Source organism: Acidithiobacillus sp. TH-A36 (genome assembly GCF_057473445.1).
The window spans coordinates 1-2,441 of record NZ_JBYCKP010000420.1 but is presented as its reverse complement, the minus strand read 5'-3'; the positions used below and the strand labels follow the sequence as shown (position 1 = coordinate 2,441).

Sequence of the window (2,441 nt, the reverse complement as noted above, 5' to 3'; positions counted from 1 at the left end):
GCCAGAACCGTGACCACGTCCGGCTGGATTTCGAGCATGCCGCCGTTTACGAACAAATATTCGGTGTTTTCACCGTTGATAATCCGTAACTCGCCGGGACGTAATCCGGTCAGCAAGGGAGCGTGGCGAGGCAAAATACCCAACTCACCCATTTCACCGGGAGCCACCACCATCGTGGCAACCCCTTCGTAAATACTCCCTTCAGCGCTGACGACCCGCACATCAATGGTCATGGCCATACCTTATCCCTGCTGCAGCTTTTGCGCCTTGGCAATCGCTTCATCAATAGTACCTACCATGTAAAAAGCCTGTTCCGGCAGATGATCATATTCACCGGCAACAATGGCCTTGAACCCGCGAATGGTATCTTTCAGCGAAGCATAGGTACCGGGGCTACCCGTGAATACTTCCGCCACGAAGAAGGGCTGGGACAGGAAGCGCTGAATTTTACGGGCTCGCGAGACCAGCAACTTGTCATCTTCGGAAAGTTCATCCATACCCAGAATGGCGATGATGTCCTGCAATTCCTTGTAGCGCTGCAGGGTCTTCTGACAGGCACGTGCCACGTCATAGTGTTCCTGACCGACAATAGCCGGATCCAGCTGACGACTGAAGGAATCCAAAGGATCCAGAGCGGGATAAATACCCAGCTCGGCAATCTGACGGGACAACACGACCGTTGCGTCCAGATGGGCAAAGGTCGTGGCCGGTGACGGATCGGTGAGATCGTCGGCAGGCACATAAACCGCCTGTACCGAGGTGATGGAACCCACCTTGGTAGAGGTAATGCGTTCCTGCAACTTGCCCATTTCTTCAGCCAGTGTCGGCTGATAACCCACTGCCGAGGGCATACGTCCGAGCAGTGCCGACACTTCGGTACCCGCCAGGGTGTAACGGAAGATGTTATCAATGAACATCAGAATATCGCGTCCTTCATCACGGAAATGTTCCGCCATGGTCAAACCGGTCAGACCGACGCGCAGACGGTTGCCGGGTGGCTCATTCATCTGTCCATAGCACAGCGCCACCTTGTCGAGCACGCCAGAGTCGGTCATTTCGTGATAGAAGTCATTACCTTCGCGGGTTCTTTCACCCACACCGGCAAACACGGAGTAACCGGTATGCTCAATGGCGATATTCCGGATCAGTTCCATCATGAGCACGGTTTTACCGACGCCGGCACCACCGAAGAGACCGACCTTGCCGCCCTTGGCGAAAGGGCAGACCAGATCGATAACCTTGATACCGGTTTCCAGCACTTCGGTGCTGGCCGCCAGTTCATCAAAGTTGGGAGCGGGGCGGTGAATGGCCTTGCGCTCTTCCGTCTGTACCGGACCCTTGCCATCGACAGGATCACCCAGGACGTCCATGATCCGTCCCAAAGTACCGTGACCAACGGGGACGCTGATGGGGGCACCCGTACGGGCAACCGCCAGACCCCGCTTCAGACCTTCGCTGGGGCCCATGGCAATACCGCGTGCCACGCCGTCACCCAACTGCGCCTGAATTTCAATGGTGAGATTTTTTTCCGTGATGACCACGGCTTCCATGATCTCCGGGACCTGCCCGCGAGGAAAGGCGACATCGATCACCGGTCCGATCACCTGGACAATGTGGCCGACGGCATTATCTTTAGCTACCGCTTCGCTCATGATTTAACCCTCAAAAAATCCAAAAATGCTGTGCTTAATCGTCAAACCGCCGCCGCACCGGCGCTGATTTCGGCGATTTCCTGTGTAATGGCTGCCTGACGGGCCTTGTTGTAAGCCAACTGCAGATCGCCCACCATCCGTTTGGCGTTGTCCGAGGCATTTTTCATGGCCACCATGCGCGCACTTTGCTCGCAGGCCAGATGCTCAATGACCGCCTGATAAACGACAGACTCCACATAGCGATGCATCAGCTTGTCGAGAACCGGGCGAGCCTCCGGCTCATAAATGTAATCCCACATCTCCGCCGGTTTTTCGGCAGGCACTTCCGGCTTGGCCACGGGCAATAACTGCTCCAGAGTGGCGCGTTGCAGCATGGTATTGACGAAACGGGAAGAGACCATATAAACCACATCGACCTCACCCTTGGCGTAAGCATCGGCCATGGCCTTGATCGGTCCGATCATGTCCGCCAGATTGGGCTTGTCGCCCAGTCCATTCAGTTCAGCGACCAGATGCGCGCCATGCCGACGCAAAAAACCCAGCCCCTTGTTCCCCATGACCGCGAGGTCCGAACTGACGCCCTGTTCGTGCAGATCGTGCATTTTATGGACAACCTGCCGAAGCACATTGACATTCAAAGCGCCACAGAGCCCACGATCCGTGGTAATAACCAGAAATCCGGCCCTCTTGATGGGCCGAACCTGCATCAAAGGATGTTCATACTCCGGGTGTGCCAGCGCCAGATGGCCCAGTACCTCGCGAATTTTCTCCGCATAGGGCCGGGCAGCG

3 protein-coding genes are annotated in these 2,441 nt (G+C 56.1%); all 3 read right to left on the bottom strand.

Going from position 1 to position 2,441, the window contains the following annotated elements; all coding sequences use genetic code 11:
- Positions 1-239 (bottom strand): ATP synthase F1 subunit epsilon (gene atpC / locus AC2VLY_RS11010; protein WP_486922275.1); only part of this gene is annotated, 239 nt, incomplete at its 3' end.
- A gap of 3 nt (positions 240-242) precedes the next feature.
- Positions 243-1,652 (bottom strand): F0F1 ATP synthase subunit beta, encoded by a 1,410-nt coding sequence (gene atpD, locus AC2VLY_RS11005; RefSeq protein WP_486892087.1) that lies wholly within the window; start codon positions 1,650-1,652, stop codon positions 243-245.
- A 41-nt stretch (positions 1,653-1,693) separates the two neighbouring features.
- Positions 1,694-2,441: ATP synthase F1 subunit gamma (atpG, locus tag AC2VLY_RS11000; RefSeq protein ID WP_486922274.1), on the bottom strand; the 748-nt coding region annotated here is incomplete at its 5' end.